Source organism: Streptomyces sp. NPDC018610 (assembly GCF_044391765.1).
Taxonomy (GTDB): Bacteria; Actinomycetota; Actinomycetes; order Streptomycetales; family Streptomycetaceae; genus Streptomyces.
Window position 1 is genome coordinate 25,090 of sequence record NZ_JBISAL010000021.1, and the last position, 15,493, is coordinate 40,582.

Consider the following 15,493-nt stretch of genomic DNA (forward strand, 5'->3'; position numbering starts at 1 on the left):
CGCACAAGCCGCGGGGCGGCAGCTCCTCCGCGCCGGCCTCCGACACCGCGAAGCTGCGCTCCGGCTACCTCTGCGCCGAGGGCGCCTAAGTTCGGCAGGGCTTCGGCGCGACCGGCTGACGACGTGCCGCCGCATCGGCCCGTGCGGGCCCGCCGTCCGGGTCGGGCGCGGTCCGGACGGCGAGCCCGCGCCGTCAGGACGCCGTGCAGGCGCCGACGGCCGGGAGCGCGGAACTGCCGTTCTTCATGACGGTGAAGCCGAAGCTGGTCGACGCGCCGGCCGCCAGACTGCCGTTGTAGGTGGGCCGCACCGTCGCGACGGTGCCGCCGGCGTCCCAGGTCGGGCTGCCGTTCCACAGCGCGGTCACCTTCTGCGGGGACGGGAAGGTGACCGGCACGCTCCAGCCGGTGATGGGGGAGGAGCCCGCCTTCACGGTGACCTCGCCGTTGTAACCGTCGTTCCAGTCCGAGGTCCTGCTGAAGGTGACGGTGCACGTGGCGCCGGTGCCACCGCCGCCACCGCCGTTGTCACCACCGCCCCCGCCGCCGCTGCTCGAACCGCCGAGCGCGGCGAGGACGGCGTCGTAGGCCGGCTTCTTGGCGTAGTTGGAGTCGAACAGCAGCGGGGTGCCGCTGGAGCGCCAGGAGTACTTGTCGGTGATGCCCCACACGGTCATGCCCGTGCAGCGCGTGACCGCGAGACAGGCCTTGACGACGTTGCCGTAACTGGTGGCCTGCGCGCTGCCCGAGCCCTCGATGTCCAGCTCGGTGATCTGCACGTCGACGCCGAGGTCGGCGAAGCGCTGCAGGTTGGCCTGGTAGTCGGAGGGGACCGGTGAGGCGCTGTTGAAGTGGGACTGGAAGCCGACGCAGTCGATCGGCACACCACGGGACTTGAAGTCCTTGACCATGGCGTAGACGGCGTTGCTCTTCGCGTTGACGCCGTCGGTGTTGTAGTCGTTGTAGCAGAGTTTGGCGTCGGGATCGACGGACCGGGCGGTGCGGAAGGCCTCCTCGATGAAGCCGTTGCCGAGCTTGTCCTGGAAGGGCGAGCTGCGCCGGGCGCCGCTGGAGCCGTCCTGGAACGCCTCGTTGACCACGTCCCAGGCGTAGATTTTGCCCTTGTAGTGCTGCATGACCTGGGTGATGTGGTTGTTCATCGCCGTGCGCAGGTCGGTCGCGCTCAGTCCGGAGACCCAGGAGGGCAGCTGGGAGTGCCACACCAGCGTGTGACCGCGGACCTTCATCCCCTTGCTCTGCGCGTGGCTGACGATCTGGTCGGCCGCGGAGAAGGTGAAGGTGCCCCGGGTGGCCTCGGTGGCGTCCCACTTCATCTCGTTCTCCGGCGTCACCGCCCCGAACTCCTGGTCCAGCGTGTTGGCGTAGGCCGATTCGCCGAGGTGGCCCGCCGCCACCGCCGCACCGAAGTAGCGGCCCTTTCCGGCCGCGGCCGAGGCGAGGGAGTCGGCGGCGGCGGCGCTGTGCGACAGGGCCGTGACCGTGGCCGCGGCGAGCAGCGCGGACGTGAGCGCCTGCGCGGCCGGCCTCCACCTTCTAGGCGTGAGCATGTCAGCTCCTTGTCTCGAAAGTTTCGCTTGCGAGATCGAATGTGACGCGCAGATTACGAACAGAAGCGACGGTGGTCAACGGTTCGCGCAGACTCTCGGGGCGGATGGCCGAAAGGTCGACCCGGGTCCAGTGCCCGCGCTTTGAAAGAACTCTGCGCTGGTTGACGCGACCGAACGGCGCCCCTAACGTGGCCCGACGTCATGCCGAAAAAGTTTCGAAACATTCGAACGCGGGCGATGGCGTGATCGAAGAGGGCCGGTGCTCCGACCGGTGCCGCCACCGCCCTCGGCTACCAGGCCACCCACGCCGACGCGCCCGTGTTCTCCACCGTCGGCGGCGCTGCCCGCCGCATCGGCCGAGCGCCCGTCGGCGCGCTCGCGTCCTTCGGTCTCGACGGCGCGGCCCGCGGGACCGGCTGAGCGCGCGCCGGTCCGCGGCGATGGCGCCGCGATGACGGCTACGGTCACGGTGACCGACGGCGACGGTGGCGGAACGTGTGTTCGTCACCCGTCCGTCCGGGGCTCGCTCTTCCGTGGGGATCATGGTGTACCGGCCGCCGCGGCGGCCCCCGGATCTGCCAGCCTCCCTGATGCCGGGCGCACGGTGCGTCCCGCGCGGGGAGGTGGGCGTTTGTCCGGGCTCGGACGCATCGGCGGGCGGCAGGTCGTGGCGGTTCTGGCGCTGGGAGGCGGACTCCTGCTCGGCCCGCTCCTGCCCGCCACGGCGGCCGAGGCGGGCACGCAGGGGCCGGCCGACAGCGGCACCGTCCCGACGACGCCGGACACCCTCCACGACCTCGCGCCCCCGGTCCTGGTGCCCGCGACCGGCCGGCCCGCCGGCCGGACCGTCGGCCACGGGTACGGGAGGCGCTGAGGCGCCGGCCGGCCGGGTGGTCAGGGACGCAGGATCAGACGGACGGGGTCGCCCTCCTTCTTCTCCAGGCGCTCGACCGCCCGCGCCGCCTCCGCGAGCGGCAGCACGCCGCTGACGGAAGCGGAGAAGTCGACCCGGCCGCCCTCGATCAGTCGCAGCAGCTGCGGCAGGGCCACCGGCATGTCGGAGCCGTAGTGACCGAGGATCTGCTGCTGGAGGTAGCTGAAGCGGGTGCCGTCCGCGACGCTGAGCGGCTGGTCCGTCAGTCCGGCCAGGACCAGCCGCCCCTTGGGCGCCAGCACCGACAGGGCCTGCGCCCGTACGGCGGGCACGCCGGCGAAGTCGAAGGCCGCCGCGAGCCCCGCACCGGCGGTCACCGCGCCGATCCGGGCGCGCAGTTCGGGGTCGGACGAGTCCAGCGCCAGGTCGGCCCCGGCGGCCAGGGCGCGTTCGCGGGCCACCGGGTTGGGGTCCACCGCCACGATCGGGCAGGCGCCCACCGCGCGCAGCAGCTGCACGGCGTGCACGCCGAGCCCGCCCACGCCCCACACGCCGACCGCCTCGGCGGGCCGCACCGCGCCGGTGGCGGTGACGGCGCCCCACGGCGTCGACACCGCGTCCGGGATGATCGCGCCCTGCTCGAAGGGGATGGAGTCCGGCAGCGCGGTCAGGGCGGCGGCCGAGGACAGGGCGTACTCGGCCCAGCCGCCGTCGTAGTCCACGCCTCGGGTGTAGGTGACGCCGTCGCGCACCTCGCCCGCGTGCAGCACCACGCGCTGTCCCTCCATCCAGGCGGTGACGCCCGCTCCGGCCTCGGCGACCGTGCCCGCCACCTCGTGGCCGAGGGTGACCGTGTCGCCCTCCAGCAGCAGCGGCGTCAGGGTGCCGTCGATCAGGTGCACGTCGGACAGGCACACCCCGGCCGCCTCCACCTTCACCAGCACCTCCCCGGGCCCCGGCTGCGGCCGGGGCACCTCCTCCAGGCGCAGCGTGCGGCTGGGGACGTGCAGCCGGGCGGCGAGCATCCGGTCCATGGGGCGACCTCCTCGGGGTGGCGGTGACCTCCCGCTTCTATCGCAGGTCACCTTGCTTTGCACCGTACGACGGGCCATCGCTCAACGCAAGCCGACTTGCGTTAGCATGTGCGCATGACGGGCATGACCTCAGACCGGGCCCCGGACGGACCCGTGGCACCGCCCCTGCGCCGCCGGGGCGAGCGGATGCGCCGGGCGGTGCTCGCCGCCGCGGTCGACCTGCTGTCCGCCGAAGGACTGGCCGGTGCGACCGTCGCCGCCGTCGCCCGCGCGGCCGGCGTGCACGAGACCTCGGTCTACCGGCGCTGGGGAAGCCGCGAGAACCTGATCCTGGACGCGCTGGCCACGCAACTGGACACCGCGCTGCCGATCCCGGACACCGGCGCCGTGCGCGGCGACCTGGTGCGCTTCTTCACCTGCCTGGCGCACCTGCTGGAGACCGCCCAGGGCCAGGCCCTGCTGCGACTGAGCGTCGAGCGCGACGACACGCTCGAGGACCGCAGGGGCCCCTACTGGAGCGAGCGCCTGGACCGTGCCGCCGCCATGGTGCAACGGGGCGTCGAGCGGGGGGAGCTGGCCTCCGGCACCGACGCGGGTCTGCTCGTCGAGGCCGTCAGCGGACCGCTGTTCACCCGCGTCCTGCTCAGCGGCGCACCGCTCGGCGACGCCTATGTGGAGCGTCTGGTCGACCTGGCGCTGAACGGCGCCCGGCCTCGACAGCACCCCTGAGCAGCGCCGTCCCGGCGTTCGGGTGACGCCGCGCGCGCCCCGTGAGGCGCGGCCGCGGCGCGCGGGCTACGGTGGAGGCACAGCGGAAAGCACCGGAACTCCGGTTCTCAGGCCGTGCGTTGGTGGTCCAAGGAAAGACACCCCGCTTCCCGCGGGGAGATGCAGGTGCAAGGCCTGCCCAACGCTCACGACGCCTCGGCCCCCACCCGGCATGTCGGGTGGGGGCCGAGGCGTGGCCGGCGCGCGGAGGCCGGCGTCAGCCGAGGCTGCCGGTGCGCGCCTCGCGCCACAGGTCCACGCCGCCGTCGGTGGCGTACTCGTCGATCTCGGCCAGCTCCTTCGCGGTGAACTCCATGTTCCGCAGCGCGGCCACGTTCTGCTCCAGCTGCTGCACGCGCGAGGCGCCGATCACCAGCGAGGTGACGCGCTCGTCGCGCAGCGCCCACGCCAGCGCCATCTGGGCGAGGGTCTGCCCGCGGCGCTCGGCGATGCCGTTCAGCGCCCGCAGCCGCTCCAGCATGTCCGGCGTCAGCCACGAGGCGTCGAACGAGGTGCCCCGCGCGGCCCGCGAGTCCTCGGGCACGCCCTGGAGGTAGCGCCCGGTCAGCAGCCCCTGGGCCAGGGCGGTGAAGCCGATGACGCCGAAGCCCTCCTCCTGGGCGGCGTCCAGCAGGCCCTCCGTCTCGATCCACCGGTTGACCATGCTGTACGACGGCTGGTGGATCAGCAGCGGGGTACCCAGGTCGCGCAGGATCGCCGCGGCCTGCCGGGTGCGCTCGGCGTCGTAGGAGGAGATGCCGACGTACAGGGCCTTGCCCTGGCGGACGGCCGTGTCCAGCGCGCCCATCGTCTCCTCCAGCGGCGTGGTCGCGTCCAGCCGGTGGGAGTAGAAGATGTCGACGTACTCCAGGCCCATCCGCTCCAGCGACTGGTCGAGCGAGGCGAGCAGGTACTTGCGGGAGCCGCCGCCCTGCCCGTAGGGGCCGGGCCACATGTCCCAGCCGGCCTTGGTGGAGATCACCATCTCGTCCCGGTGGGGCGCCAGGTCCTGCCGCATCAGCCGCCCGAAGTTGATCTCCGCGGAGCCGTAGGGCGGGCCGTAGTTGTTGGCCAGGTCGTGGTGGGTGATGCCGAGGTCGAAGGCGCGCAGCGCGATCTCGCGCTGGGTCTCGAACGCGCGGTCGTCGCCGAAGTTGTGCCAGTAGCCCAGGGACAGGACGGGCAGGTCCAGTCCCGAGCGACCGGTGCGCCGGTAGCGCATGGCGCCGTCGTAGCGCGCGGGGTCCGCGACGTAGGTCATCGGGTGTTCTCCGGGTCGTGCGGCGGGGCGTCCCGTCAGGTTCGGCGGGACGCCCCTACCTTGCTCCTCGGTGATCCTGAAGTCCAACCGCCGGCCTCCATCGGATTCAGCGGCGGCGCTTCTGAATCGGGCCCGCGCGCTCGGGCCGGTCCGACGAATCCCCGTCGTTCGCCCGTAGGGCGGGCCTGGCGGTGCCCGGTGCGTGCGATCACAAGGCGCCGGACGCCGCGAAGCGGGCGGGAATGCGTCGGACAGGCCCTACGCCTCCAGCCGGACCGGCAGCTCGAAGAGGTCGTTCTGCGTCACCACCGGCTTGTTGCGCAGCTGATCGGCCGGCACCGCCAGGTCCAGGCCGGGGAAGCGGGCGTACAGCGCCGGCAGCGCGACACCGGCCTCCAGACGGGACAGGGCCGCGCCCGGGCAGACGTGCGGGCCGTGGCCGAAGGAGATGTGCCGGTTCTTCGACTCGCGCGTGATGTCGAAGCCGCCCGCGCTCGGCCCGTGCGCGTTCTCGTCGCGCCCGATCGCGCCGTAGGACACGATCAGCGCGTCGCCCGCCGGGATCACCTTGTCGCCGACCGGGACGTCCTCGGTGGCGAAGCGGATCAGGACGTGCGAGGTGGGCGTGGAGAAGCGCAGCGTCTCCTCGATCACCGCCGACCAGTCGGCCGCGCCGGAGAGCACCAGATCTCGCTGGTCGGGGTGGGCGGACAGGTTGACCACCGCGTTGACGATCAGCGAGATCGTCGTCTCGTGGCCGGCCGCGACCATCAGCTGCAGGGTGGAGACGATCTCCTCGTCGGTGAGGTGGTCGCCGTCCTCGGACGCCAGGATCAGCGCGCTGGTCAGGTCGTCGCCGGGCGCCTTCCGCTTGGCGGCCACCGTCTCGCCCATGATCTGCGCCAGCTCGGTCAGCGTGGCGACGACCTCCTCGGGCGGTGTCTGGGTGGAGAAGAACTTCTCGAACAGCACCTTCAGCCGGGGCAGCCGGTCCGTGTCGATGCCCATGAGGTCGGCGACGACGTACATGGGCAGCGGATAGGCGAAGGCCGCCTTCAGGTCGACCACGCCGCCGTCGGCCGGAAGGCCGTCCAGCAGGTCCTCCGTGAGCCGCTCGATGCGCTCGCGCATCCGCTCCACCCGGCGCGGGGTGAGCGCCTGCGCCACCAGCGCGCGCAGCCGGCGATGCTCGGCGCCGTCCACGGTGAGCATCGAGCGGCCCGGGTTGGCGAGCCCGATCAGCGGCCAGTCGGCGGGGATCTCACCGCGCCGCCAGGCCCCCCACACCTCGATGTCCTTCACCAGCCGCGGGTCCGTGAGCAGGGCCCGGGCCTCGGCGTGGTGGGTGACCGCCCACACCGGGACGCCGCCGGGCAGCTCCACCGCGGCCAGCGGACCGGCCGCGCGCAGCCGCGCGCTCTCGCCGTCCAGGTCCGTGACGAAGGGATCGAGGGCGATACGGGTGCTCTCGGCGCCGGTGGTCTCTTCTGTGCCGGTCGTCATCGTGACGTGCCTCCCAGGGCAGGGGTCGGAAGTACGGGGCCGGTCCGGGGCGCGCCCCGGACCCCCGGCACGGAACCTGCTCGGCCGGGGGGCTGGGGCCTTTCGTCCGGATCGGGCCCGATCCCTGACCCGGCCCGATCCGAACGGAAGACCCCAGGGTCAGAGCGCGGGTACGGGGGTGAACCGGACGGGCAGCCCGGTCAGGCCCCGCAGCCAGGGCGAGGGACGGCGGGTGAGGGACTCGGCGGGCACCGCCAGGTCGACGTCGGGCAGCCGGTCGAGCACGACCTCGATCCCCGTGCGCGCGATCACCTCGGCGATCTCCTGCGCGGGGAACGGACATCGGTGCTCGCCGTGCCCGAAGGAGAAGTGGGCGTTGTTGCCGCCGGTGAGGGCGGAGCCGTGGGTGCGCACCTGCGGGTCGGAGTTGGCGCCCTGCAGACCGAGCAGCACCAGGTCGCCCGCACGGATCCGGCGGCCGCCGAGCCGGGTGTCGCGGGCCGCCCACCGGCCGGCGACGTTCTGCGTCGGCGTGTCCTCCCACAGGACCTCGTTCATCGCCTCCGCGACGCTGTTGCGGCCGCCGAACAGGGAGGCGGCGAACCGCTCGTCGGTCAGCATCAGGCGCAGCGAGTTGCCGATCCAGTCGGCGGTCGGCTGGTGCCCCGCCGCCAGCATCACCATCAGGTCCTGGGCGACCTCCTCCTGGCTGAACCCGCCCGGGTCGGCCAGCATCCGCGAGGCCACGTCGTCGGCGGGACGCGCGGCGCGCTCGGCGAGCAACTGCCCCATGGCGGAGGCCAGGTGCCGCTGGCCCGCGATCGCCCGCTCCCGCCCGTCGATCATGTCGTTGAGGGCGGTGACCAGGTCCGGCCCCTCGTCGTCGGGGAAGCCGTACAGGCGGGCCAGGACCCGCACCGGCAGCAGCATCGCGTAGTCGGCGACGAGGTCGGCCGCGCCCTCGCCGCAGACCGCGTCGATCAGTTCGTCGGCGAACCGCTCGGAGTGACGGCGCAGTTCGGAGGCCTCGACCGCCTCCAGGGCGCCCGAGAGCATCGCCGCGCGCTCGCGGTGCCGTTCGCCGACCGTGTAGAGGATCGAGGGCTGCTTGCGGCCGATCATCGGCAGCAGCGGCCAGTCGTCGGGGATGTTCTCCCACTGGTTCCACAGGTCCGAGTCACGGCTGAACAGCACCGGATCGCCCGTGACCTGGTGCAGCTCGCGGTAGCCGAGCACCAGCCACGCCGGTACGCCGCCGTCCAGCAGCACCGGGGTGACGGCGCCGTGCTCGCGCCGCATCTCCCGGTACAGGACCGCGGGTTCGGTCTGGAAGCGGGGGCCGCTGAGCGGCACCGCGTCGGTGGTCACACGAACTCCTGTCGGGGCACGGCCGCTCGGGCGGCCTGTCCGGCGTACTGCTCCTGGACGTGTCGCACCAGGGTGATCAGGACCTGCTTGCCGGACTCGCGCGAGCGGGCGTCGCAGTCCACCAGCGGCACCCGCGGGTCCAGATCGAGGGCGGCGCGGATCTCGGCGTGGCCGTGCACCGGGCCGCCGAAGTCGTTGCAGGCCACGATGAACGGCGTGCCATGGTGCTCCAGCCGGTCGATGGCGTACCAGGAGTCGTCGATACGGCGCGTGTCGACCAGGACGACCGCCCCGAGCGTCCCGGAGAACAGCCGGTCCCACAGGAACCAGAACCGCTCCTGCCCCGGCGCGCCGAACAGGTACAGCACGTTGTGCGCGTCCAGCGTGATGCGGCCGAAGTCGAAGGCGACGGTGGTGGCGGTCTTGCCGCGCACGCCGCTGACGTCGTCGACGCCCTCGCCGGCCTGGGTCATCGTCTCCTCGGTGTTGAGGGGACGGATCTCGCTGACCGAGCGGACCAGCGTGGTCTTGCCGACGCCGAAGCCGCCCACGACCACGATCTTCAGGCCGTTGTCGGCGGAGGCACCCAAGGGGGTGCGGGCGTCAGAGGTTGCGGAGTCCAACGAGCACCTGCTCCAGGATGTCGGGGTCGTATACGGCTGCCTTGCGCGGATGGCGGGCGCTGACCCGGCCGGCCGCGAGCAGGTCGCACAGCAGCACCTTGGTGATGCTCACCGGCAGACGCAGCTCGGCGGCGAGCTCCACCACGGCCGTGGGGAAAGCGGCCAGCCGCAGGATCGCGGCGTGCTCCGACTGCATCCCCGGCGCCGGCTCCGACTCCGCGACGACCAGGGTGACCAGGTCGAAGGGGCTGTCGGGGCCGGTGCCGGTGCGGCCGCCGGTGATGGTGTAGAGACGGTCGGGGGAGTCGTCCCTGCCGGGCCGGCTCATGACGTGCGGGGCTGCGCGGACAGGTACTCGCCGAGCTGCTCCACGAGTTCGCTCATGTTGTGCCCGACGAGCCCCGCGTCCGCCTCCTCGGTGGTGATCACGGCCAGGTGCGCGCCCGATCCGGCCTCCACGATGAACAGCACACCGCCGTAGAACTCGGTCATCGCCGAGCGCACCCCGCCGCTGCCGTCGCCGAACTCGGCGGACGCGCCGTGCGAGAGCGACTGGATGCCGGCGGCGATCGCGGCGAGCTGGTCGGCCTGGTCGACGGTCAGCTCCGGGGTGCGGCACAGCTTCAGTCCGTCGCGGGACAGCACGAGCGCGTGCCGCGCGCCCGGGGTCCGCTCCAGCAGGCCCTCCAGGAGCCAGGTGAGCTTGTCGTCGGCGGTGCTCTGGCCGGTCATGAAGTGGTGTCGCCTTCCGGGTGCGCGTACGGGTGGGGCTGCGGTCCGGCCGGTTCGGCCGGGGTGACGGCGCCGTCCTCGGCCGGACGTCGTCGGGTGGTCGGTTCGGGCTCGGCCGTGTGGTCGGCGCCGTCCGGCGCCGCCTCGCGGCCGGGGCCGGCGGCGCGCACGGCGCGGCGGAAGCTGCCGAAGCGGGCGGCGCGGATCTTCGCCTCGTCGGCGTCGGCCGCCTCCCGCGGCTCGGGCGCGCGGGTCGCGGCCCGGGCCCGCTCGGCCTCGGCGAGGGTGCGACCGCGGCGCCGTCTGGGCAGTCCGGTCGTGGGGCGCTCGGCCGTGTCGCCGTCCGTGCCGTCGGGCGTGTTCTCGTGCACGGGCGCCGGGCCGGCTGCGGACTCGGCGGCAGCGGTGGGTTCGGCGGTGGACTCCAGCGCCTCGGCGGCCGGGTCCGGCCGTCCGCCCGGGACGTCGTCCTTGGAGGGCGGCCCCGCGGGCCGGGCCGCGGCGGCGACCGGAGCGGTGAGGAGGGCCTGCGGGATCAGCATCAGGACGCCCGTGCCGCCCCGCGCGGACGGCCTGAAGGACACCTTCAGACCGTGCTTGCGGGCCAGGCGGCCGACGACGGCCAGACCGAGCCGGGTGCCGGTGAGGCCGCCGAGTTCGGAGATGTCGCCGGAGACGGCCTGCTCGGCGCGGCGCAGCTGGACCTCGCCCATGACGAGCCCGCTGTCCTCCACGGACACGATGACACCGGCCGGCACCTCCTCGACGTAGACGTGCACCTCGGAGGTGGGCGGCGAGAAGTTGGCGGCGTTGTCGAGGAGTTCGGCGAGCGCGTGCATCACGCCCTCGGCGGCGTGCCCGGCGACGGCGGTCTCGCTCGCCGCGTGCACCCGGACCCGGCGGTAGGCGCCGATGCGTCCCAGCGCGCCGCGCAGGATGGACTCCATCGCGATGGGACGCGCCCAACGGCGGCCCGAACGCGAGCCGCTGAGCACGGCGACCGAGTCGGCGAGCCGGCCGGCCTGCGCGGTGCGGTGGTCCAGGTGGAGCAGATCGGCGAGGACCTCCTCGTCCGTGTGCCGCTCCTCCATGGCCCGCAGGTCGGCGAGCATCGCGGTGGTCAACGCCTGCATGCGGCCGGCCGCGTTGGCCGTCGCCGAGATCGCCGCGTCCCGCCCACGCGCGGCGCGCTCCAGCTCACCGGCGAGGCGGTCGTTCTCCTGCGCCAGGCGGCCGGTCTCCCACGCGCGGGCCTCCTCCAGGCGGGCCCGTTCGTGGGCCAGGGACTCGGCGAACTCCGTTCGCTGGGCGGCGAGTTCACCGACCAGGTGCTGTCGCTCGCGCTGCGCCTCGCGCAGCAGCCGGTCGCGCTCCTGGAGCCGGAACTCGGCGTCCTGCCGCGCCGCGTCCAGGGCGCCCCGGGCGATCCGGGCCCACTGCGCCGCGCGCACGGCCCAGAAGACGGCGATCACCAGGACCACGGCCGCAAGGCCCGTGCCCAGGGCGAGCGGGGCGCGCACCGACGCGGGCGCGGCCGCGGCCGCTCCCGCCACCGCGGCCACGGACACGACGGCGGTGAGTGCGGGAAGGGGAGCGAGAGTTCGGACGGTGGGTCGCTCGCCGCGAGGCGTGGGCGCGGTCATCAATCGGATCCTCGGACGGCCGCCGCTCGGTCGAAGGGCGGCCCTCGGTCTGTTCCCCGGACAGGGCCTGGCTGGTGACAGGTGACACGTGGTGCTCAACTGACGGTCACTATACGAGTCTTGGTGATCATATTGAAAAGACCTCGGTCGGATTACTGGACCAGGTCCGGTACTTCATCGCGCCGGGCGTCCGGCGACCCGTCCCGGACACGCGGGACCAGCGCCCGGAAGAACTCCGTCCGGAACAGCCCGCTGGCAGCGGCCTCTGACCGGGCCGCCCGGCCGCCCTGCATCCCGCCACGCTGCCGCATCACCACCGCAACGCTTGATCACTACGGTCGCGGTGACCCCGACACCGGCCTGTCCCGGTCACCGGCCCGTCCCGGAAACCGACCCGCCCCGGTCACCGGCCCGTCCCGGTCACCGGCCCGTCCCGGTCACCGGCCTGTCCCGGAAACCGACCCGCCCCGGTCACCGGACCGTCCCGGACACCGATCGCGACCAGGGCGACGTCGCCGCCCAGACGCCCGCCGGTGTGGGCGAGCGGATCGCGGTGGACGTGGTCGAGCAGGGCGCCCGGCGGACAGCCGGCCCACCGCGCGGTCCGCTCGGCGAACGGGTAGAAGACGCCCTGCCGGTCGCGGGCCTCGGCGACCCCGTCGGTGCGGAGCAGCAGCGTGTCCCCGGGCCCGAAGGGCACTTCGTCCACCGCGCCGCCGCCCGGTTCCGTCCTCCGCTGCCAGATACCGGCTGGCCAGGCGCAGCGAACCCGTCCGGTCCGGCAGCGGCCACAGCAGCACCCGCCGCGCCGCCTCGGCCACCGACCGCACCTGCGCCGGCTCCCGCCGGCGCCGGTCGCGGACCAGGCACAGCGCCACCACCAGCGCGGACAGCAGCCCCAGGGCGATCACTTGTACGACCACGCTGCGCGAGGGCAGCACCCCCGAACGCCGGCCGATGAACGCCTGCGCCGCCACCGCCGCGGCCCCGACGCGTCCGGTCGTCCAGGGACCCTCCGACCAGGCGGCGATCGAAGGCGCGACCACGAGCGGCGGACCGAGGACGATGTCGGAGGGGGAGACGACGTCGACCACGGTGATCAGGAGGAGAGCGCGGACGGGACCAGCGGCAGCGCATGACCCGACTGCCGTGGCCGTGCCCGGCCGGCGAAGCGTTCCTGCCAGGAACCCACGCCTCCCGCAGTGCACCGCGGTGACCACGACGCGCATCACGGAGGCACCCGTCGCGGGGGCACGCGGCCCCGGCCGGCCCGCCGGGAAGGAACGGCGCGCCAGGGGCGATTCCCGGACAGCGCTCTTTGCGGACGTCCGCTCAGGACGGCCCCGTTGCCTAGCATGAGGCGGAATCACGGACGGCCCGACCCCGGGGAGGACCGGAATGCCGATGTCCCGTCCAGGCGCACGGCCGCCGCGGGCGTGGGCCGCGGCCGGAGCGGCGCTGGCGCTCGTCCTGGCCGGGCTGCTGGTCCTGGTCCGCGCCTCGCACCGGGCGGGCGCCGAACCGGACGGACTGCCGCACACCACCGTCGAGGTGGCGCCCGGCCACTGCGGCCGGGGCTGGGACCGGCCGGTGCCCGGCATCCAGGTCTTCCGGCTGCGCAACACCTCCGGCGGGGCCGTCGAGGCGTACCTGGAGGAGCGCGACGGCGGGGCCGTCCTCGGCGAGACCGAGGGCATCGGCCCGGGCACCACCCGGACCCTGACCGTCCGCCTCGGCACGGGCGCGTACGCCTTTCGCTGCGTGCCCGAGGACGCCGACGCCGTCACCGGGCCCGCCGTCCGCGTCGACGGGGGCCGCACCGGCCCGGCCGCGGCGCCGGTCACCGCGCACGACCTGGTGCCCCCGGCGATCGCCTACCAGAAGTGGGTCGCCGGGGGCCTGGCCGAGGTGGTGCGGCTGACCGGGCGGCTGCGCGACGCCGTCGACCGGGGCGATCTCGAAGGGGCCCGTGCGGCCTGGCTGCCGGCCCATCTGGGCTACGAACGGCTCGGGGCGGCGTACGACGCCTTCGGCGACGCCGACGCACGGATCAACGGCACCGACGCGGGCCTGCCCGGCGGGGTCCGCGACCCCTCCTTCACGGGCTTCCACCGGGTCGAGCACGGGCTGTGGCACGGCGCGGGGGCCGGTGCCCTGCGCGCCCCGGCCGCCGCGCTCGCCGAGTCCGTCACCGCGCTGCGCGACGCGTGGGCGCGGGAGCGGATGGACCCGGCCCAGCTCGGCCGGCGGGCCCACGAGATCCTGGAGAACACCGTGCGGTTCGAGCTGACCGGGCGCACCGACTACGGCAGCGGCAGCAACCTCGCCACCGCCCGCGCCAACCTCGACGGCACCCGTGCCGTCCTCGCCCGCCTGCGCCCGCTGCTCACCTCCCGCTACCCCGGCCTGCCGGCCTTGGACCAGCGGATGAAGCGCGCCGAATCCCTCCTCGACGGCTTCCGCCACGGCGACCGCTGGACGCCGCCGGCCCGGCTGAGCCGCGTCCAGCGGGAGCGGACCGACGCGGCCTTCGGCGACCTGGTGGAACGGCTGGCCTCCGTGGCCACCCTGTGCGAACCCCGGAGGACGGCGTGAACGGCCGGGACCGCGCGGACGGGACCGAGGACGCCGACCGGGCCCCCGCCCCAGCCGGGCCCGCCGGGCCTGCCGAGATCGCAGGGCCTGCCGAGATCGCGGGGCCCGCCGGGCCCTCGGCGTCCGCCGTCACGGCCGGGATCCCCGTTGTCCCCGTGTCCGACGGAACCGCGAGAACTGCCAGGGCCCCGGGGACCGCCGGGACCGCGCGGACGGCCCCGGCCGGGCGCGTCGGGCGGCGTGGGTTCCTGCGCGGCGCGGCCCTGGCGGGGGCGGGGCTCGCCGCCGGCGGCGGGGCCGCCGCGGGCGTCGGCGGTGTCGGCGAGGGCGACCGGGCCTGCGACGACCTATCCGGCCGCGCGGAGGCGGCCGTGTCGGTGGTCCCGCCCTTCCACGGCCCCCACCAGCGCTCCCTGCTCGCCGCACCCCGCCGGGCCGCCGCCTTCGTCGCCCTCGACGTCACGGCCGGCGACCGTGCGGAACTCGCCGATCTGCTGCGCACCCTCACCGCCCGCGCCCGGTTCCTCTCCTTCGGCGGCACCCCCGAACCGGTGGGCATCACGGGTCCGCCCGCCGACTCCGGCATCCTGGGCGGCGAACTGCCGGGCGGCGCGCTGGCGGTGACCGTCGCGGTCGGCGCCTCGCTCTTCGACGACCGGTTCGGGCTGGGCCGCCTGCGTCCACGCCGGCTGACGCCCATGCCCGCCTTCCCCGACGACGACCTGCGGCCCGAGTGGTGCCACGGCGACATCAGCCTGCACCTGCACGCCGACGACCAGGACACCGTCCTGCACGCGCTGCGCGACATCGCCCGGCACACGCGCGGCGGGCTCCAGATCCGCTGGCGCATGGACGGCTTCACCAGCCCGCCCCGCCCCTCCGGCACCCCGCGCAACCTGATGGGCTTCAAGGACGGCACCGCCAACCCGGACCCCACCGACGCCCGCGAGATGGACCGGCTGGTGTGGGTGGGGCGGGGGAGCGGCGAACCCGGGTGGGCGGCCGGGGGCAGCTACCAGGTCGCCCGGCTGATCCGCATGCTGGTGGAGTTCTGGGACCGCGTCTCCCTCGCCGAGCAGGAGCGGATGGTCGGCAGGGCCCGCGACTCCGGGGCCCCGCTGGACGGCGACGCCGAGCACGACAGCCCGCACTACGCCGACGACCCCACGGGCGACGTCATCCCCCTGGACGCCCACATCCGCCGCGCCGACCCGCGCACCCCCGACACCGCGGGCCGGCGCATCCTGCGGCGGGCCTACAACTACGACCGGGGCACGGACGACAACGGCGACCTCGACATGGGCCTGCTCTTCTGCTGTTACCAGCAAGACCTCGTCCACCAGTTCGAATCGATCCAGAGGCGCCTGGCGGGCGAGCCGCTCACCGACTACATCAAGCCGTTCGGCGGCGGTTACTTCTTCGCCCTGCCCGGCGTGCGGGACGAGGCGGACTGGTACGGCCGGTCCCTGCTGACCTGACGGTTTCCCCCCGCGGTCAGGGGCCGTCCGCTCGCCCGACGGGTGCA

General features: G+C 74.3%; 14 protein-coding genes. 4 read left to right on the forward strand and 10 right to left on the reverse strand.

Translation table 11 applies throughout. The annotated features are described in order from the left end of the window. Positions 1-193 precede the first annotated feature (193 nt). Positions 194-1,567 (reverse strand): endo-1,4-beta-xylanase, encoded by a 1,374-nt coding sequence (locus ACH5A8_RS34355; protein WP_399007918.1) that lies wholly within the window; start codon positions 1,565-1,567, stop codon positions 194-196. A gap of 631 nt (positions 1,568-2,198) precedes the next feature. On the opposite strand from ACH5A8_RS34355, the gene ACH5A8_RS34360 reads away from it, so the two are divergent. After that, entirely contained in the window at positions 2,199-2,441 is a 243-nt protein-coding gene (locus ACH5A8_RS34360; RefSeq protein ID WP_399007919.1) for a hypothetical protein, read from the forward strand. A 20-nt stretch (positions 2,442-2,461) separates the two neighbouring features. Here the strand turns inward: ACH5A8_RS34360 and ACH5A8_RS34365 are convergent, their stop codons facing one another. Continuing rightward, the gene (locus tag ACH5A8_RS34365) at positions 2,462-3,475 is read right to left on the reverse strand and encodes a zinc-binding dehydrogenase (RefSeq protein WP_399007920.1); all 1,014 of its coding nucleotides are present in this window, start codon (positions 3,473-3,475) and stop codon (positions 2,462-2,464) included. Between the two features lie 123 nt (positions 3,476-3,598). On the opposite strand from ACH5A8_RS34365, the gene ACH5A8_RS34370 reads away from it, so the two are divergent. Continuing rightward, positions 3,599-4,204, forward strand: a complete 606-nt coding sequence (locus ACH5A8_RS34370; protein WP_399007941.1) for a TetR-like C-terminal domain-containing protein — start codon at positions 3,599-3,601, stop codon at positions 4,202-4,204. Between the two features lie 256 nt (positions 4,205-4,460). On the opposite strand, the gene mgrA is transcribed toward ACH5A8_RS34370, so the two are convergent. The 8 genes from mgrA to ACH5A8_RS34410 form a co-directional block, all read right to left on the reverse strand. After that, a complete protein-coding gene (mgrA, locus tag ACH5A8_RS34375) occupies positions 4,461-5,504 on the reverse strand; it encodes an L-glyceraldehyde 3-phosphate reductase (protein WP_399007921.1) in 1,044 nt (347 codons plus the stop codon). A 258-nt stretch (positions 5,505-5,762) separates the two neighbouring features. Next, on the reverse strand, positions 5,763-7,007 hold the full coding sequence (locus ACH5A8_RS34380; protein ID WP_399007922.1) for a cytochrome P450: 1,245 nt from the start codon (positions 7,005-7,007) through the stop codon (positions 5,763-5,765). Positions 7,008-7,166: 159 nt separating this feature from the next. Then, positions 7,167-8,375, reverse strand: a complete 1,209-nt coding sequence (locus tag ACH5A8_RS34385; protein WP_399007923.1) for a cytochrome P450 — start codon at positions 8,373-8,375, stop codon at positions 7,167-7,169. Beyond that, positions 8,372-8,998 (reverse strand): GTP-binding protein, encoded by a 627-nt coding sequence (locus ACH5A8_RS34390; RefSeq protein WP_399007924.1) that lies wholly within the window; start codon positions 8,996-8,998, stop codon positions 8,372-8,374. The genes ACH5A8_RS34385 and ACH5A8_RS34390 overlap by 4 nt, the downstream gene beginning before the upstream one ends. Continuing rightward, the gene (locus tag ACH5A8_RS34395; protein ID WP_399007925.1) at positions 8,979-9,326 is read right to left on the reverse strand and encodes a DUF742 domain-containing protein; all 348 of its coding nucleotides are present in this window, start codon (positions 9,324-9,326) and stop codon (positions 8,979-8,981) included. Before ACH5A8_RS34395 ends, ACH5A8_RS34390 begins: the two co-directional genes overlap by 20 nt. Further along, positions 9,323-9,730 (reverse strand): roadblock/LC7 domain-containing protein, encoded by a 408-nt coding sequence (locus ACH5A8_RS34400; RefSeq protein WP_399007926.1) that lies wholly within the window; start codon positions 9,728-9,730, stop codon positions 9,323-9,325. Before ACH5A8_RS34400 ends, ACH5A8_RS34395 begins: the two co-directional genes overlap by 4 nt. Further along, positions 9,727-11,373 carry a sensor histidine kinase gene (locus ACH5A8_RS34405; RefSeq protein WP_399007927.1) on the reverse strand — a complete coding sequence of 549 codons (1,647 nt, stop codon included), beginning with the start codon at positions 11,371-11,373 and terminating at the stop codon, positions 9,727-9,729. Before ACH5A8_RS34405 ends, ACH5A8_RS34400 begins: the two co-directional genes overlap by 4 nt. A gap of 403 nt (positions 11,374-11,776) precedes the next feature. Continuing rightward, positions 11,777-12,082, reverse strand: a complete 306-nt coding sequence (locus ACH5A8_RS34410) for a SpoIIE family protein phosphatase (protein WP_399007928.1) — start codon at positions 12,080-12,082, stop codon at positions 11,777-11,779. 689 nt (positions 12,083-12,771) lie between these two features. On the opposite strand from ACH5A8_RS34410, the gene ACH5A8_RS34415 reads away from it, so the two are divergent. Continuing rightward, the gene (locus ACH5A8_RS34415; RefSeq protein ID WP_399007929.1) at positions 12,772-13,968 is read left to right on the forward strand and encodes an EfeM/EfeO family lipoprotein; all 1,197 of its coding nucleotides are present in this window, start codon (positions 12,772-12,774) and stop codon (positions 13,966-13,968) included. A 155-nt stretch (positions 13,969-14,123) separates the two neighbouring features. After that, positions 14,124-15,446, forward strand: coding sequence for an iron uptake transporter deferrochelatase/peroxidase subunit (gene efeB / locus ACH5A8_RS34420; protein WP_399007930.1), 1,323 nt, complete (start codon positions 14,124-14,126; stop codon positions 15,444-15,446). Positions 15,447-15,493 lie beyond the last annotated feature (47 nt).